Source organism: Massilia sp. IC2-476 (assembly GCF_020707295.1).
Classification (GTDB): Bacteria; Pseudomonadota; Gammaproteobacteria; order Burkholderiales; family Burkholderiaceae_D; genus Telluria.
Genome location: NZ_JAJFER010000001.1, coordinates 529,733 through 545,192, shown reverse-complemented (window position 1 = coordinate 545,192; position 15,460 = coordinate 529,733). Strand labels below are relative to the sequence as shown.

Below are 15,460 nucleotides of genomic sequence, written 5' to 3'. Positions count from 1 at the left end.
AACGGGACTTAAGAGTGGGAAATGTGTCCCAATTCAAATAGTTGGGAATAGATGTCAGGAACGCAAGTAGCTGCGACGCAGCGACGCCGCGCGCTGCCCGCGAGGGAGCGCGCAGCGCGGTGCCCGTCAAGACAGATCAGGCCGTCTGGCTGATGAGGAGACCGCGCATCTTGTCGAGCGACTTGGCGATCTCGAGTGCTTCGACCGATGGGATCTGGCGCACCACCTCACGGGTGTTCTGGTCGATGATCTTGACCACGATGTCCTTGCTGTCCTCGTCGATCGCGAACTCCAGGCTCTGCGACGAAGCGCGCATGCCTTCATTGATCTTCTTGACCGCGTCGCCGACCTGCTCGCGCGAGGGCCTAGCGGCGGCCTCGGCGTCCTTGCCGTCGACGGCTTTGGCCGGCGCGGCAGGTTTGACGGGCTGGGCGGCCGGCTGATCGGGCGCGGCGAGCGGCGATGCCACGGGTGAACCAAGCGATTGGATGTTCATGTGACCTCCATAGCGAAAAATCCCCGGCTGAATTTCTTCAGCCGAGGAGTGTTTTACTGCATCGGTGGACTGATTAGTCCATCAACCATTAGCCACGCAGGAGCGACAGGACGCCGTTCGGCAGCGAGTTCGCCTGGGCCAGCATCGAGGTACCGGCCTGCTGCAGGATCTGGCCGCGGGTCATCTTCGCGGTTTCAGCTGCGAAGTCGGTGTCGACGATGCGGCTGCGCGATGCCGACAGGTTCTCGGTCGACGACGACAGGTTCGAGATCGCCGATTCGAAACGCGACTGCAGTGCACCGTATTCGGCGCGCTTGCTGTTGACCGCTGCCAGTGCTGCGTCGGCGATCTTGATGGCCTGCTGGGCGTTGTCGAAGCTGGTCACGTCCAGCTTGGCGACCGATTTCAGGTCCGACGTAGCGGGCGCGGCCATGTTCGAGTTCTGCGAGCTGGTCGAGAAACCCTGTTCCGAGTCCATGGTCACGCGGCCGATCGCTTTCGAGGAGCTGCCGATGGCCACCGAGCCCGACTGCAGGCCACCCTGGTCGTCATAGTTGCCGACGTTGAGCGCAGCGCCCGAGCTGGCGTCGTTCTCGATCTCGATGTTGGCGCCGGTGGCGTTGGTCAGCTTGATGCCGTTGCTGTCGTAGCTCGCGGTCACGCCGGTCTTCGACGACTGGGCGTTGAAGGCGCTGACTGCTGCGGCATAGCCGTCGGCGTCCGAGGTGCCGCCGATTTTGAACGAGATGGTGACCGCGTCGTCGTTGTCGGACTTCAGCTTGATGGTCACCGACGAATTGACGGCGGCGCTGATCTTGGCTTCAGTCTTGGCGGTGGCGCTCACGCCGGTGTTGGCGCTTTCGGCGTTGATCGCAGCTGCGACGCCCTTGGCGCTGGTGGCGCTGCCGCTGCCGATGCCGATGTCCTTCGAGCCCTGGTAGCCGTTGATGGTGATGGTGCCGGCGCTGATGGCAGCGTTCGACGCAGCCGACGGTGCACCCGACGTGGCGGTGTTATTGCCGTAGGTCGAGGTGGTGAAGTTCGCGCCGCCCATCGAGATCAGCTGGCCTGCATTGGCGCCCACCTGGAAGTTGGCGGTGCCCATGGTGCCGTCCATCAGCTTCTGGCCGTTGAATTCGGTGGTGTTGGCGATACGGTTCAGTTCCGAAGTCAGCTGGGTGACTTCAGTCTGCAGGGCTTTGCGGTCGCTGGCCGAGTTCGACGAGTTCGACGACTGCACTGCCAGTTCGCGGATACGCTGCAGGATGTCGCCCGAGCTCGACAGGGCGCCTTCTGCGGTCTGGGCCATCGACACGCCGTCGTTCGCGTTGCGGGTGGCCTGGGTCATGCCCTTGATCTGCGAGTTCATGCGGTCCGAGATGGCCAGACCAGCGGCGTCGTCTTTCGCGCTGTTGATACGCAGGCCCGAGGACAGGCGCTGGATCGAGGTGTTCAGGGAAGCTTGCGAGGTCGACAGGTTACGCTGCGAGTTCAGGGATGCAACGTTGGTATTGATTACGGATGCCATGGTATTTCTCCAGACTGTATTTCGGGGTGGGCCACCTTGCCCTGTTCACTTTGGTGCGCCACGCTGTTCCGTGACGATCACACCGCTGTTGATGCTGGTAACGTGCTCCACGGCAAAAACTTGATGGCTGGCATCGAAAATAAATCTGTATGTTTTTGCTCAAGTTCCCTCTGGCGCTGCGTTTAGACGACAGCGAAAAGCGGAACTTTAGGGCGAAAAATAATTTATTTTTCCCCTCAAGGCAGGTGCCGGCGAGCGGCAATATGCACCGCATCTTGTCAATTTGCTCATCCGGAAGGAATAATTTCGTCCGAAATGCGCGCCAGCTGCAAGGGAATGCTAGGATTTTGACAAGCTCTGCCGTATTGACGGGCTTCCAGCAACGCTTATCCGGAGAAGATGACCTCATGAAGATGATTGCAGCAGCATGCGCCGCCCTGGCGCTGGCGGGATGCGCCACCCAGGAAGTCGGGCCGGGCCCGACCGAGCAGGAACTGATCGCCAGCGCTGGCAACACCGCCGGCCAGGACGGTCACACCATGACCGGCAGCCGCCTGAAGGACCGCACGTCGACCGACCGCATGCTGAAGGCGGTCGGCGCCCAGGGCGCGAAGGATGAAATGGCGAACGCGCCGCGGCCGCTGGATTCGCGCTAGGCGGCTTTACTCGGCGACAACCACCCGGTTCTTGCCGCTCTGCTTGGCCTGGTACATGGCGCGGTCGGCCCGCGCCACCAGGCTGGCCTGGTCCTCGTTCGGCAGGCGCAGGGCCACGCCGCAGGAGAAGGTGATCAGCATCTTCTCGTTGTCATGCATGAAGAAATGGCGGGTCAGCTCGCGCTGCACCCGCACCATCGCGCTGGCTGCCGCATCCACTGCCGTTTCCGGCATCAGGATCACGAATTCCTCGCCGCCGAAGCGGGCGATCACGTCCATCGAACGCAGGGTGTCGCGCACCACCTTCACCAGGTGCTTCAGGGCGCCGTCGCCGGCCAGGTGGCCGTAGGTATCGTTCAGCTTCTTGAAATTGTCGAGGTCGAGGATGGCCACGCACAGCGGGGTGTTGCGGCGGTCGGCGCGCGCGCTCTCGCGCTCGAACACGTCGTCCAGGCCGCGCCGGTTCAGGCTGCCCGTCAGCTGGTCTTCGCGCACCAGCTCGCTCATGTGCTGGAGTTCGGCTTCCAGCATGCGGATACGTTCCTCGGCTTCCTGCACTTCGCGGTGCACGGCCACCATGCGGTCGCGCGAGGCCAGCGCCTCGTCCTGGGCCGCGCGCATCTCGCGCAGCACCTCGTCCATCACTTCCCCCAGCTCCTCGATGTTCGCGGCACGTCCGATCCGTTCCGAGTAGCCGGCCAGGCGCGCGTGGTGGTCGCCGGTCGATGCCGCCACCGAGCCGAGCCGGTCGATGAAGGTCATCATCATGTTCTTCATGGTGGCGCGCACGTCGGAAATGCTGTGGCGCAGGCGGCCCTGCTTGAGGATCACGTCCTTCAGGCCGCGCGTGGCCTCTTCCAGGGCGCGCGCATCGAGCGGCCCCGCGATCAGGTCCTGCACGACGGCGATCTGGCCGCGCATCCAGCTGTCGTCGTCGAGCAGTTCGGTGACGTTGTCGAGCAGCAGGCGGAACAGGCGCAGCAGCAATTCGCGTTCTTCCGCCGAATCGCCGCTGCGCAGCTCGATCTGGTAGCACAGCTGCTTCAGGCGGCCGGACAGCTCGCCCAGCTCGGCCTCGCCGCGCGCCGTGCGCACCGCGCCGCCCAGCGCTTCGGCCTCTGTTACCAGGGCGGGGCTGCCGGCCAGCAGGGTGGCCAGCGCATAAGCCAGCGAACGGTTCAGCATCTCGCGCAGGTGGCGCGCATCGGGATCTTCGTCGCCCAGCGCCATCACCGGGGTGTTGCGGCGCAGGTGGCGGTCGGCCACCTGGGTCAGGGCCTGGGCGTAGCCGGTCCAGTCGCCGCTCTTGGCGGCGCGCAGCATGCGGCGCCCGTATTCGGACACTTCGCCCGGCGTATCGGCCAGTTTGCGGCCGAAGCTTTCCAGCACCTCGGCAGCCGGGCCGGGACCGCCTGCTGCCGGCGGCGCGGGCGGCACGCCGGCGATCTCGTCATAGATGGCGCGGTAGGCGTCCGGCGTGGGGGCGATACGGCGTGTCGCGAGGCGGCGGAAGGCTTCGCGGGCGATATCGGCGGGATTCTGGCCGGTGCCGGCAGGCGGGGACGAGATGGACATGGCGTGTAATGACAGATTGCTGTTTACCGACATGATAATCAGCTTTCTTGCCAACCATCAATTAAAAAGCGGTAACAAACTGTTTTTGCCTACCGTTTGTGCAACAACCCGCGTTTTCCGTGTGGCGCTCAACCCACCAGCTGGTTGCGGATCGCGTAGTGGGTCAGCTCGGCGCTGTTCTTGAGCTTCATCTTGGCCAGCAGGCGCGCCCGGTATTCGCTCACGGTCTTCACCGACAGCGACAGTTCGCGCGCGATGTCGCTCACCGACATGCCCGAGGCGATCATGGTCAGGGTCTGGTATTCGCGGTCGGACAAAGCGTCGTGGGGCGGGGCTTCGTGGTCTTCGCCGACCTGGGCCGCCAGGGTCTGGGCCAGTGCGGCGCTGACGTATTTCTGGCCGCCGGCCACCTGGCGGATCGCCGTGACCAGCTCGCGCGGGGCGCTCTGCTTGGTCATGTAGCCGGCCGCGCCCGCCTTCAGCGAACGGATCGCGTACTGGTCTTCGCGGTGCATCGACAGCATCAGCACCGCCAGTTCCGGCCGGTCCTTCTTGATCTGCTTGAGCACCTCGATGCCGTTGCGGTCGGGCAGGGAAATGTCGAGCAGCATCACGTGCGGCTTGGCCTTGCCGACCAGCTTGACGGCGTCCAGCCCGGTTTCGGCCTCGCCGGAAACGATGATGTCGCCCTGCTCGGCCAGGATCTGCTTCAGGCCCTCGCGGACGATGGCGTGATCGTCGGCGATGAATACACGAATTGTTGCTTTGTCACTCATTCTTCGTTTTTTCCTGCGGTGTTGCCAGCCTGATTTTGATAGTCACCATCGTGCCACCTCCGGGCGCGGACGACAAGACCAGCGTGCCGCCCAGGGCCTTGGCCCGCTCGCTCATGCCGCGCAGGCCGAAGGAATGGGGTTTGAGGCGGTCGGCGGGCTGGATGCCGCGCCCGTTGTCGCAGATGTCGAGACTCAGGTGGGCGCGCTGGCGCCGCAGCAGCACCGTGACGCGGGTGGCGCCGGCGTGCTTGGCGATATTCGTCAGCGCTTCCTGGAAAATGCGGAACAGGGCGGTGGCGTGGTCGTCGTCCAGAAGAATGTCCTCGTCCGGGCCGCGGAACACGCAGGCGATTCCCATCTGCTTCTCGAATTCGCGCGCCTGCCATTCGAGCGCGGCCACGATGCCCAGGTCGAGCATGGTGGGGCGCAGGTCGAGCGAGATGCGGTGCACCGCTTCGATGCTGCGGTCGACCAGGTCATCCAGGTAATTTGCCTTTTCCAGCAGCGCCGGCTGCTTGTCGGGCAGGCGCGCGGCCAGCATCGCGAGGGCCATCTTGATGGCCGTGAGGTTGCCGCCCAGGTCGTCGTGGATCTCGCGCGCGATGCGGGCCCGCTCCTGTTCCTTGACCTGCTCGATGTGGTCGGTCAGCTCGGCAAGGCGGGCGCGCGAGCGCAGCACTTCCTGCTGCTCCTGCTTGCTGGCCGTAATGTTGCTCATGATGCCATCCCACTGCACCGCGCCCCCGTCGGCCGGGTGCGGGGTGGCGCGCAGGTTGATCCACTTGACGTCGTTCCAGGCGTCGATCCAGATCCGGCCCTCCCAGTTCCAGCCCGACATGGCTTCACGCGAGGCCAGCATCGATTCGCGGTAGCCCTTGCGGTCCTCCGGCAGGATCAGGCGCTCGAACAGGCTGGCGTCGTGCTGCAGCTCCAGTACCGATAGCCCGAGCAGGGCCGAGCAGCCTTCGCTGAGCCAGGGGAAATCGGTGCGCCCGTCCGGATGCAGCACGAACTGGTAGACCAGGCCCGGGGTGTTGCGCACGATGGCGTCGAAGCGCGCCTGCGACTGGGCCAGGGCGCGCGCCGATGCTTCTTCCAGGCTGAGGTCGTCCGCGATTGCCAGCAGCAGCGAACGGCCGTCGCGCACGATGCGCAGGAAACACAGGCGCACCGGGTAGCGGCTGCCGTCACGCCGCCGCAGCTGCGTGCGCAGGCCGACCTGGGCCCCAATCTCCTCGCCCAGCCCGGCAAGCAGGCCGGCCAGGGTGGCGGGTTCGAGTTCCGGGGCGAGGGCATGGAAGTCGGCGCCCTGCAACGCGCCCGCGTCCATGCCCAGGTTCAGGCGCGCGGCCTGGTTGGCGTCGACCACGGCCAGGGTGGCGGCGTCGAGCAGGTAGATTTCCGATGCGGCCGCCTGCATCTCGGCGGCCAGGGTGGGAAGCGGACTCATGGCACTTCGGTCTCTGTCTTTTCTTGTCGTCGCGCCGCTTCGCGCGAGCGAAAACGGGTAGTGAAGCGGCGCAGTACGCGCCTCAGGTGGCTGGGCTGGCGGCCGGCGCGGCGCAGCGTGCGGCGCAGGCCGCGCCGCATGCCGGACACGGCGGCGCGTGTGCCGCGCCAGAAGGCGCTGGCGCGCAGCGCTGTCAGCACGCGGTCCCTGAAGCGCAGGAAGCCGCCATGGCAGCGCGCAAACCAGCCGAGGGTGAGCAGGGCAGGCAGGGTCAGCACGTAGATGCGCGCCACCACCGCCGCGCCGCCCAGCTTGGCCGCGAGGAAGCCGGCGACCCCCGCCAGCGCATGGCCATGGGCGATCGCGAGCAGGGCCAGCAGCTTGACGGGCAGCAGCAGCAGCCCGGGCAGCACGAAGGCGCACAGGGCGGCCCAGGCCGGCAACTGGCGGATACGCGCTTCCAGCCAGCGCAGCGGCGGCCAGGCCGCCATCCGCGCGGCGGCTCTGCTGCCCACGTCCCAGGTCCAGGCTTCGACGAGCAGGATCAGCGCCGCCAGGTGCACCAGCGGCGCGAGAAGCCGGGAGCGTGATTGTTTCGCTCGTTTCATGGTGTGCATGATACGGGAAGCGGAAGCGCCCCGGCGCCACTTGCCATTACAATAAGCCCATGAACAAGGCATTCGTAAAAGAATCGGACAACGATGACGACGACGCGGACGCGTTGGCGCTGGCCCAGGCTATTCCCGCCGGGGCCAAGAACTACATCACCCCAAGCGGCTACAAGGCCATCAAGGACGAGCTGCTGCAGCTGATCGACGTCGAGCGTCCGGAAGTGGTGAAGGTGGTGCACTGGGCCGCCTCGAACGGCGACCGCTCGGAAAACGGCGACTATATCTATGGCAAGCGCCGCCTGCGCGAGATCGACCGCCGCATCCGCTTTCTCACCAAGCGCATGGATTCGGCCTTCGTGGTCGACCCCAGCGTGCACCATGGCAACGACCAGGTCTTCTTCGGCGCCACCGTCACCTACCTGAACAAGGCCGGCGAGGAGCATACCGTCACCATCGTCGGCGTCGACGAGCTCGACCCCCTGCGCGGCAAGATCAGCTGGGTCTCGCCGGTGGCGCGCGCACTCACCAAGGGGCGCGAGGGTGATGTCATCACGCTACAAACCCCGCTCGGTACGGACGAGCTGGAGATCCTTTCGGTCGAATATCCGGAGCCTGTTACCGATTGAACGGCCCCCGGGTGGTAAGATGGACGATTGCCGCCCATCGAGAACCTTCTCGAGCCTTCATGAACCGTCCAAACGATTCCGCGCGCGACACCGATGTACTGGCCGCGCTGCGGACTGCGACTGCCTCGCGGCACGAGCGGCTCGACAGCGGCCTGCCGCTGTCCGCTCCCCTCCCTGACCTGGCTGACTACGCCGCGCACCTGACCATGGTGCGCGACTGGCTGGCGCCGCTCGAAGCCTGGCTGGCCGGCTTCGACGACGGCCCCCAGCGCGATCCCACCCTGCCACCGACCGCGCGCCTGGCCCTGATCGAGGCCGACCTGGCCGAGCCGGGCATGGTCGACACGCCGCCGCGCGCGCCTGCCAGCTGGCCGTCCGACGCCAGCGCCGCCTACCGCTGGGGCGTGGCCTATGTCATCGAAGGCTCGCAGCTGGGCGGGGCCGTCCTGTACGGCAAGCTGGTCGGACCGCTGGCTCCGCACCCGCTGCGCTACCTGCGCGGCCTTGACGTCGGCCCGGGTCCGCGCTGGCGCGCCTTCATGCAGGCCCTGCGCGCCCACGTCACCAGCCAGGAACAGATCGCCGACGCCTGCGCCGGGGCCTGCGATGCCTTCGACGCGATCCTGGCGCTGGCGCCGCTCGATAAACAATAAAAAAGTCCGGCGCCGCTGTCGAATTCGTCCTGCGCCGATCGTCGTGCTGTCAAATGACGAAGAAAACCGTCATGGCCAACCATACCAAACGGAGGATGCGATGCGATTCATGATTCTGCTGAAGGCGGACAAACACAGCGAAGCGGGCGAAATGCCGGACGAAAAACTGCTCACCGACATGGGCAACTTCAATGACGAGCTGATCAAGGCCGGTGTGATGGTCTCGGGCGAAGGCCTGCACCCATCCTCGCGCGGCGCGCGCGTGCACTTCAAGGACGGCCAGTCGCGCGTGATCGACGGCCCCTTCGCCGAGACCAAGGAACTGCTGGCCGGCTTCTGGATCTGGCAGGTGAAGTCGAAGGAAGAGGCGATCGAGTGGGTCAAGCGCGTACCGATGCCGATGAAGGGCGGCGAAGCGGAGATCGAGATCCGCCAGATCTTCGACATGGAAGACTTCGGCGACGCCATGACGCCCGAGCTGCGCGAGCAGGAAGAGCGTCAGCGCGCCGCGCTGGCCAACTGAGTGGCGCAGTAACCCGCGTTACGAGCCCGCGGGCGGCTCCCACAGCTCGACCTTGTTGCCCTCGGGGTCGATGACCCAGCCGAACTTGCCGAATTCCGAGTCGTCGGTCTTGTCCATCACATTGCAGCCCTCGTCGCGGAGGGCCTGCAGCAGGGCGTCCAGGTCGGCGACCCGGTAATTGATCATGAAGTTGGCCCGGCCGGGGGCGAAGTGTTCGTTGCCGGCCTGGCCGATTGACCAGACGGTCATCCCGCCATCCGGCTTGCGCGCCTCCTCGTCCCAGAGGAGGGCGGCGCCGCCCCAGTCCTGTACGTCGATGCCCAGGTGGCGCGCGTACCAGGCGCGCAGCGCGACCGGGTCCTGCGCGTTGAAGAAGATCCCGCCGATGCCCGTCACCCGTTTCATGTTGTTTCCCTGTTGAGTATCAATCCGGCTGCAGCGGATGCTGCGCCGGTACTTCGAAGCCCGCCGCCGGCAGGCCCGCGCACCAGCGTTCCCACATGTGGCGCAGCGCGTACTCGAAGGCGTCGGTGATGGCCTCGACACCCGGCGCACGCATGCGCAAGCCTGCACGGATGTCAGCCAGGGCCGCGAGGTCGCGGCTCGCAGCAAGCCCCTTGGCCACGAAATCGGCAGCATCGCTGGCGATGAATTGCGGCAGGCCATGGTGGGTGAGGATCGAGGTGCCCTGCCGCCCTGCGATTGTCCGGCCTTCCAATGTCAGTGTCGGCACGCCCATGTAGAGGGCGAACAGCGTCGTCGTACCGCCGGAGTAGGGGAAGGTGTCGAGGCAGATATCGATCCCGCCATGCATTGCCAGGTAGTCGGGGGTGGCGGAGCGCGGATGGAAGCTGATGCGCGCGGCCTCGATGCCTTCTTCCTGCAGCCAGCCGGCGAGCTGCTCGTGCCCGCCTCCTTCGATCGGCATGCCCGCGACCACGAGCCGCGCATCCGGCAGCGCGCGCAGCAGTTCACCCCACAACGCGATCACCTGCCGGCTGATCTTGCTGAGTCGGTTAAAGCTGCCGAAAGTAAGATAACCGTTCTCCAGCGCCGGCAGCGGAGTGATCGGCGGCGCGTCCTGTGGGTGTTCGAAGGGTGCGCCCACCGGGAGCTGGACCAGCGCTTCCGTGAACAGGTGATCGTACTTCCCGCGCGGCATCATGACGCTGTCGGCCAGGTAGTAATCCACGGTCGCCAGGCCGGTGGTGCCCGGGTAACCCAGCCAGGACACCTGGATCGGTGCCGGCTTGCGCGCGAATACGTGCAGGCGGTTGTAGGCGGTATGGCCGCTCATGTCGATCAGGATGTCGATGCCGTCTTCGCGAATCCGGGCTTCCAGCGCGTCGTCGTCGAGCGGACTGGCGTCATGCCAGTGCGCGACATGGCTGCGCAGCCCGGCGGTGGTGTCGTCGTTGACCGGATGGGTGTAATAGACGTGCACTTCCAGGCCAGGGCGCTTGCCCAGCTCCCGGAACATCGGCGCGATAAAACTGGCCACCGCGTGGTTGCGCAGGTCGCCGGACACGAAGCCGATCCGCAGCAGCCGTCCCGGTTCGCGCGTGTTGCGCCATTTGCGCGCCGGCTTGAAGCGGCTTGCGAAATTCTGGCCGAAGCGGACATGTTCGGCGAACAGCTCCTCCGGCGTGACGCCCTCCGTGTGGCTCATGCAGAACAGCAGGTTGCCGTAGGCATTCGAATGATCCGGTTCCCGCGCCAGCACGCGCCGGTAGGCCGCGATGGCTTCCTCGGCCCGGCCCAGGTTGTCGAGGATCACGGCGATGCTGGCGAGGGCGCCCGTATCGTCGGGATCGATCGCCAGCGCAGCACTGGCGGCGGCGTGGGCTTCGGTCGGCCGGCCCATTTCCTGCAGCGTCGCGGCCAGGTGGTTATGGGCATTGATGTTGCCCGGTTCGAGTTCGGCAGCGCGCTCGAGCACGGCTTTCGCTTCCTCCAGCTGGCCGGCCCCGCGCAGCATCAGACCCAGGTTGCACAGGGTTTCGGCATCATCCTGATCGTAGGCGGCCGCCTTGGTCATCGCCGCCAGCGCCTCCGGGTATTCCCGCTTGGCGTAGTGAACACCACCGAGGACGCGCCAGCCAAACGGGTGCTGGGGAAATTCCTCGGTCAGTGCACGCGCCAGCCTGGCTGCCGCTTCCTTCTTGCCATGCTTGTACAGGGTGCCGGCAGCTTCGATGCGTGCGTCCGGCGGCTCGCCGCGCTGCGCCAGCTGCTGCTCGAACGCCTCGATCTCGGGACCTTCGAGGCCTTGGGCGCGGCCGAGCGCAAGCAGTTCGCGCGCGGTGGCGTACTGGCGCGCCTCCATCAGCGCGTCGAGGTAGGCGATCCAGAAAGATGCTTCCTGCGGCGCCGCCTGCAGCGCGTTGGCGAAGTGCGGGATCGCCGCGCCCGCGTCGCCCGCGCGGCGTTGCAGCAGGCCGAGTCCGAAGTGGGCCTCGGCGCGCTGCGGCTGGAGCTCGAGGACGGCGCTGAACAGCGCCTCGGCCTGCGCGGCCTGGCCGGCTTCGAGCTCGTTGAGTGCTGCGTGCAGCGCCTCGTCGGCGAGCTGCTGGATGTCGTCAGTGGCGGGAGGCATCAATGGTTCCTGCGGGGAGGGGCGGCTGCGGCCGGTTTCTGGCCGTTAAGATAGAGCATGGTCCTGCCAGCGTCAAGGAAGGCCGGGCCGCGTCGGCCGGACGCATTCCCGCGCGGCCTATACGTGATTTCCCTGAGTTGCGAAATTGCCGCATTGCACCATATTGCTGAGTGGCAATGCTATCCTGCGCCTCGACGGCATACGGCCCGTTTCATCCAGTCTGCGCGCGCTACGCCGCCATCAGCATCCAGAAGGAATCCAGCAGTGAAAAACCTCAAGATCGGCGCCCGCCTCGGCATCGGCTTTGCCATCGTCCTGTCCCTCTTGCTCGTCGTGACCCTGAGCGCGCTGGCGCGCATGCAGTCGGCGGGCGACATGACCTACCGCCTGGTCCACACCAGCATCAAGAACCAGCGCAACGTGGCCGAGTGGGGGAAGCTCATCGAGCTGAACAATGCGCGGATGGAAACCGTATTCGCGGCCACCGATCCGGCAGTCGCCGTCGAGATGGCCGAGCGCATGAAGCGCGTGTCGGCCCGCTCGACCGAGCTGCAGAACGAGATCGAAGGCTCGCTGCGCAATCCGGCCGTCAAGGAACAGTTCAAGGCGGTCAAGGCGGGGCGCGACGGCTACCTGGCGGCGCGCGACGCCGTGTTCAAGGCCAAGCTGGCCGGTGACCATGAACTGGCAACGACGGTTTACCGCGAGCAGCTGGTGCCCCGTAGCGCCGCGTTCCGTGCGGCCGTCGACAAGCTGGCGACGATGCAGATCAGTGCCGCCGACGGCGTCGCCGCCTCGATCCTCGATTCCTATTCCGCCACCCGCGTGCTCCTGAGCGCGCTGGGCCTGGCGGCCCTGGCGCTGGGCATCGCCTGCGCCTGGCTGATCAGCCGCTCGATCACGGTCCCGATCCGCGCCGCCGTCGCGGTCGCGGAAAAGGTCGCCTCGGGCGACTTGAGCAGCCACATCGTCGCCCACGGCCGCGACGAGACCGGCCAGCTGATGCGCGCACTGAGCGTCATGAACGACGGCCTGGCCGGCATCGTCGGCCAGGTGCGCGAAGGCACCGGCGCGATCACGGTTGCCTCCAGTGAAATCGCGGCCGGCAACCAGGACCTGTCGCGCCGCACCGAGCAGCAGGCCAGCGCGCTGGAAGAGACCGCGGCCTCGATGGAAGAGCTGACCTCGACCGTCAAGCAGAACGCCGACAATGCGCGCCAGGCCAACCGCCTGGCGGGCGAGGCCGCGATGATCGCCGGCCAGGGCGGCGAGATGGTGGCCGAGGTGGTGGCCACCATGGGGGCGATCAACACGGCCTCCAGCAAGATCGCCGACATCATCGGCGTCATCGATGGCATCGCCTTCCAGACCAATATCCTGGCGCTGAACGCCGCGGTGGAAGCGGCGCGCGCCGGCGAGCAGGGGCGCGGCTTCGCGGTGGTGGCGACCGAGGTGCGCAACCTGGCGCACCGCTCGGCCAGCGCGGCCAAGGAAATCAAGGCACTGATCGACGACTCCGTCGCCCGGGTGGCCGAAGGCAGCGGCCAGGTCGACCGCACCGGCGTGACGATGCAGGAGATTGTGCGCAGCATCGGCCAGGTGACCGTCATCATGAACGAGATCGCAAATGCCAGCGAGGAGCAGCGCGCCGGCATCGAACAGGTAAACGGGGCGATCGTCGAGATGGACCGCGTGACCCAGCAGAACGCGGCCCTGGTGGAGGAAGCCGCGGCGGCCGCGGTGGCAATGCAGGAACAGGCGGCCACGCTGTCGCAGGTGGTGGGCACCTTCCGCCTCGAACGCGGCGTGCAGGTGCAGGCGCAGCCGGCGGCGCGCGTGCGGCCGGCGCTGGCCGCGGCCTGACTTAAACGCGTCTGCCCTAAGCGCGCCTGCCCTCGGGCAGGGCGGCCAGCAGGCGCTGGAGTTCGGCCAGGCTGGCGGGTTTCGTCAGGTGGGCGTCGAACCCGGCGGCACGGGCGCGCGCCTGGTCCTCTTCGGAACCCCATCCGGTGAGCGCGGCCAGGTAGATGTCCGGGCGGCCGGCGCTGCCGCGCAGCGCGGCCGCCACCTCGTAGCCGCTCAGTCCCGGCATGCCGATATCGAGGATCGCCAGGTCGTAGTGGGCCGCCAGCGCCAGCTCCAGTGCGCGGCGCCCGTCATGCACGGCGTCGACTTCGTGGCCGCTGGCCTGCAGCAGGGCCTTGATCGTCTTCGCGGCGTCGATATTGTCGTCCGCCACCAGGATGCGCAGACTGCGTCCCGCGCCGATGGCGGCGGCATCGGCGCGGGACGGAGCCTGTGCCTGAGGCGGGGCGGCAGCGGCAAGCGGCAGTTCCACGATGAAGCTGCTGCCTTGTCCTTCGCCGGCACTCTCGGCGCGCACCGTTCCCTCATGCATTTCGACCAGGCTGCGCACCAGCGACAGGCCGATCCCCAGCCCGCCCTGGGCGCGCCCCATGTTGCGCGACACCTGGCTGAACATGTCGAACACGCCGGGCAGGGCATCGGCCGGGATGCCGATGCCGGTGTCGGTGACGGCGATGCGCACGCGCTCCCGGTCGCTGTCCACGGCGATCGAGATGCGCCCACCCGCGGGCGTGTACTTGGCCGCGTTGGTGAGCAGGTTGCTCAGGACCTGGGCCAGGCGCGCCGGGTCGGCATCGAGCACCAGCGGCGCCTCCGGCACCGAAACATCGAGCGTGTGCCCGGCGGCGCGGATGAGCGGCGACGCCGTCTCGACCGCGCTGTCGATGACGTCGCGCAGCGCGATCCGTTCGCGCCTGAGCTGCACCTTGCCGCTGTTGATGCGGGCGATGTCGAGCAGGTCGTCGATCAGGTGCACCAGCTGGTTCAGCTGCCGGTCCATCATTTCATGAACCCGCGGCGGTGGCGTCGCGCCCGCCATGCGCAGCAGGTCCAGGCCGGTGCGCAGCGGCGCCAGCGGGTTGCGCAGTTCGTGCGCCAGGGTCGCCAGGAACTCGGTCTTGCGGCGGTTCTCGTTGGCCAGGTCGCTCGCGAGGCTGCGCAGGTCGTCGCGCGTGCGCCGGCTTTCGGTGACGTCGGTGAACAGCACCGCCACCTTGCCCAGCGCCGGATCGCCCACGCGCGTGGCATAGATGTTGAACCAGCGTCCGAGCGGCGACGGTTCCTCGACCAAGCGCAGGGGCTTGCCGCTCAGGGCTACGGTGCTGTACAGCTCGGCCCAATGGGTATCGGTCAGGCCCGGCACCAGCTCGCGCACGTACTTGCCGCGCGCGCCCACCAGGCCGGTCTGGGCCTCGAAGGCGGGATTGATGTCGAGGAAGCGGTAGTCGACCGGCTTGCCGTCCTCGTCGTACATGATGTCGACGAGGCAGAAGCCGTTGTCCATCGACTCGATCAGCTTGCTGTAGAGCTCCGTCGTGGCGCGGTGCTGCTCCTGGGCCTTGACCTGCTGGGTGATGTCGAGCGTGTAATGCAGGATGAAGATCAGCTGCCCGGCCGCGTCGAAGACCGGCGCATTGACCGCATTCCAGTAGCGCTCCTCGAAGCGTTCGCTGCCGTCGGCCTGCCTGACCAGGATCGGATAGTGCTGGGCCGGCATGGTCTGCGGCTGGCCCGTGCGGATGGCCTGCGCGATCGAGTCGCGCAGGGCGCTGGCGCTGGAATTCTCGACACTTTCGCCGGGAGCCCCGAAGGCGGCGAACAGGCGCATGCCCAGCAGTTCTTCGCGGCTGCGGGTGCTGGTGCGCAGGAAGGCGTCATTGACGGCGACGAAGACGGGGTCCGTGGATGGCGAAAACAGGGCCGTGGGAATTGTCGAGCTGTTGAAGACGGCCTGGATCTGGTCCAATGAGAGCATAGTGTCCAGCGCGAAAAGAGAATGGCGACATCATAGCGCGTCGGCACGATTGCAAGCCGGCGATTTGCCAAGCGATGCCCCTTGCCCCACACTGTCGGACCCCGGCAGTTCAACGTTTCGAAAGGATGC

Annotated in this window: 14 protein-coding genes; 5 read left to right on the top strand and 9 right to left on the bottom strand. The window is 66.7% G+C overall.

Annotation, left to right across the window (positions count from 1 at the left end; all coding sequences use genetic code 11):
- Nucleotides 1-136: 136 nt before the first annotated feature.
- Nucleotides 137-496 carry a flagellar protein FlaG gene (locus LK539_RS02490; RefSeq protein ID WP_227799325.1) on the bottom strand — a complete coding sequence of 120 codons (360 nt, stop codon included), beginning with the start codon at nt 494-496 and terminating at the stop codon, nt 137-139.
- An 88-nt stretch (nt 497-584) separates the two neighbouring features.
- Nucleotides 585-2,024: a flagellin gene (locus LK539_RS02485; RefSeq protein WP_227799324.1), complete on the bottom strand. Its 1,440-nt coding sequence runs from the start codon at nt 2,022-2,024 to the stop codon at nt 585-587.
- Nucleotides 2,025-2,431: 407 nt separating this feature from the next.
- Here LK539_RS02485 and LK539_RS02480 point away from each other — a divergent pair, with 407 nt between their 5' ends.
- Nucleotides 2,432-2,680 carry a hypothetical protein gene (locus tag LK539_RS02480; RefSeq protein WP_227799323.1) on the top strand — a complete coding sequence of 83 codons (249 nt, stop codon included), beginning with the start codon at nt 2,432-2,434 and terminating at the stop codon, nt 2,678-2,680.
- A gap of 6 nt (nt 2,681-2,686) precedes the next feature.
- Here LK539_RS02480 and LK539_RS02475 read toward each other — a convergent pair whose 3' ends face one another.
- The 4 genes from LK539_RS02475 to LK539_RS02460 form a co-directional block, all read right to left on the bottom strand.
- A complete protein-coding gene (locus LK539_RS02475) occupies nt 2,687-4,255 on the bottom strand; it encodes a GGDEF domain-containing protein (RefSeq protein ID WP_227799322.1) in 1,569 nt (522 codons plus the stop codon).
- A 128-nt stretch (nt 4,256-4,383) separates the two neighbouring features.
- The gene (locus LK539_RS02470) at nt 4,384-5,031 is read right to left on the bottom strand and encodes a response regulator transcription factor (RefSeq protein WP_227799321.1); all 648 of its coding nucleotides are present in this window, start codon (nt 5,029-5,031) and stop codon (nt 4,384-4,386) included.
- Entirely contained in the window at nt 5,024-6,481 is a 1,458-nt protein-coding gene (locus tag LK539_RS02465; protein ID WP_227799320.1) for an ATP-binding protein, read from the bottom strand. The genes LK539_RS02470 and LK539_RS02465 overlap by 8 nt, the downstream gene beginning before the upstream one ends.
- Nucleotides 6,478-7,089 carry a hypothetical protein gene (locus LK539_RS02460; protein WP_227799319.1) on the bottom strand — a complete coding sequence of 204 codons (612 nt, stop codon included), beginning with the start codon at nt 7,087-7,089 and terminating at the stop codon, nt 6,478-6,480. Before LK539_RS02460 ends, LK539_RS02465 begins: the two co-directional genes overlap by 4 nt.
- Nucleotides 7,090-7,148: 59 nt before the next feature.
- Here LK539_RS02460 and greB point away from each other — a divergent pair, with 59 nt between their 5' ends.
- From greB to LK539_RS02445, 3 genes are all read left to right on the top strand, one after another.
- Nucleotides 7,149-7,718 (top strand): transcription elongation factor GreB, encoded by a 570-nt coding sequence (greB, locus tag LK539_RS02455; RefSeq protein ID WP_227799318.1) that lies wholly within the window; start codon nt 7,149-7,151, stop codon nt 7,716-7,718.
- A gap of 59 nt (nt 7,719-7,777) precedes the next feature.
- Nucleotides 7,778-8,371, top strand: a complete 594-nt coding sequence (locus LK539_RS02450; RefSeq protein ID WP_227799317.1) for a biliverdin-producing heme oxygenase — start codon at nt 7,778-7,780, stop codon at nt 8,369-8,371.
- 100 nt (nt 8,372-8,471) lie between these two features.
- On the top strand, nt 8,472-8,894 hold the full coding sequence (locus LK539_RS02445; RefSeq protein ID WP_227799316.1) for a YciI family protein: 423 nt from the start codon (nt 8,472-8,474) through the stop codon (nt 8,892-8,894).
- A gap of 18 nt (nt 8,895-8,912) precedes the next feature.
- Here LK539_RS02445 and LK539_RS02440 read toward each other — a convergent pair whose 3' ends face one another.
- Nucleotides 8,913-9,299 carry a VOC family protein gene (locus LK539_RS02440; protein WP_227799315.1) on the bottom strand — a complete coding sequence of 129 codons (387 nt, stop codon included), beginning with the start codon at nt 9,297-9,299 and terminating at the stop codon, nt 8,913-8,915.
- A 19-nt stretch (nt 9,300-9,318) separates the two neighbouring features.
- A complete protein-coding gene (locus LK539_RS02435; protein ID WP_227799314.1) occupies nt 9,319-11,490 on the bottom strand; it encodes a tetratricopeptide repeat protein in 2,172 nt (723 codons plus the stop codon).
- Between the two features lie 264 nt (nt 11,491-11,754).
- Here LK539_RS02435 and LK539_RS02430 point away from each other — a divergent pair, with 264 nt between their 5' ends.
- Nucleotides 11,755-13,353, top strand: coding sequence for a methyl-accepting chemotaxis protein (locus LK539_RS02430; protein WP_227799313.1), 1,599 nt, complete (start codon nt 11,755-11,757; stop codon nt 13,351-13,353).
- A 16-nt stretch (nt 13,354-13,369) separates the two neighbouring features.
- Here LK539_RS02430 and LK539_RS02425 read toward each other — a convergent pair whose 3' ends face one another.
- Nucleotides 13,370-15,331: an ATP-binding protein gene (locus tag LK539_RS02425; RefSeq protein WP_227799312.1), complete on the bottom strand. Its 1,962-nt coding sequence runs from the start codon at nt 15,329-15,331 to the stop codon at nt 13,370-13,372.
- Nucleotides 15,332-15,460: the final 129 nt, after the last annotated feature.

Bases quoted from the DNA above. Each gene is read 5' to 3' on its own strand.
- LK539_RS02460 (WP_227799319.1), bottom strand. From the start codon at position 7,089: ATGAAACGAGCGAAACAATCACGCTCCCGGCTTCTCGCGCCGCTGGTG.
- LK539_RS02480 (WP_227799323.1), top strand. From the start codon at position 2,432: ATGAAGATGATTGCAGCAGCATGCGCCGCCCTGGCGCTGGCGGGATGC.
- LK539_RS02445 (WP_227799316.1), top strand. From the start codon at position 8,472: ATGCGATTCATGATTCTGCTGAAGGCGGACAAACACAGCGAAGCGGGC.
- LK539_RS02465 (WP_227799320.1), bottom strand. From the start codon at position 6,481: ATGAGTCCGCTTCCCACCCTGGCCGCCGAGATGCAGGCGGCCGCATCG.
- LK539_RS02490 (WP_227799325.1), bottom strand. From the start codon at position 496: ATGAACATCCAATCGCTTGGTTCACCCGTGGCATCGCCGCTCGCCGCG.
- LK539_RS02435 (WP_227799314.1), bottom strand. From the start codon at position 11,490: ATGCCTCCCGCCACTGACGACATCCAGCAGCTCGCCGACGAGGCGCTG.
- LK539_RS02485 (WP_227799324.1), bottom strand. From the start codon at position 2,024: ATGGCATCCGTAATCAATACCAACGTTGCATCCCTGAACTCGCAGCGT.
- LK539_RS02440 (WP_227799315.1), bottom strand. From the start codon at position 9,299: ATGAAACGGGTGACGGGCATCGGCGGGATCTTCTTCAACGCGCAGGAC.
- LK539_RS02425 (WP_227799312.1), bottom strand. From the start codon at position 15,331: ATGCTCTCATTGGACCAGATCCAGGCCGTCTTCAACAGCTCGACAATT.
- LK539_RS02470 (WP_227799321.1), bottom strand. From the start codon at position 5,031: ATGAGTGACAAAGCAACAATTCGTGTATTCATCGCCGACGATCACGCC.
- LK539_RS02450 (WP_227799317.1), top strand. From the start codon at position 7,778: ATGAACCGTCCAAACGATTCCGCGCGCGACACCGATGTACTGGCCGCG.
- LK539_RS02475 (WP_227799322.1), bottom strand. From the start codon at position 4,255: ATGTCCATCTCGTCCCCGCCTGCCGGCACCGGCCAGAATCCCGCCGAT.
- greB (WP_227799318.1), top strand. From the start codon at position 7,149: ATGAACAAGGCATTCGTAAAAGAATCGGACAACGATGACGACGACGCG.